Genomic DNA, 232 nt, shown 5'->3' with positions numbered 1-232 from the left:
AGCCATAACGCGGGCCCATCAGGCGCATGGCAATATGGCCTAATGCCCCAACGGTCATCAGCAAGACCGCCAGGGTACAGATCGTGCGAGGGTTTACCACACCGTAAGGTCCCAGGAAACGGTTCGGTGTCAATGGCAGTACCACCAGTGCTATCGTCAACAGCATCAAACCATCGCGCACTTCTTCTTCGCTTAGTTGTTGCAGCACGAAATGATGTAATTCACGCTGCAG

At 53.9% G+C, this 232-nt stretch carries 1 pseudogene; it reads right to left on the bottom strand.

Annotation, left to right across the window (positions count from 1 at the left end):
* Positions 1–232 (bottom strand): annotated as a pseudogene (locus tag SB765_RS34095) (hypothetical protein); the annotation flags it as partial.

The organism is Pseudomonas sp. SIMBA_067 (genome assembly GCF_046534675.1).
GTDB classification, from domain to species: domain Bacteria; phylum Pseudomonadota; class Gammaproteobacteria; order Pseudomonadales; family Pseudomonadaceae; genus Aquipseudomonas; species Aquipseudomonas putida.
This window is presented reverse-complemented; position numbering and strand designations above follow the sequence as displayed.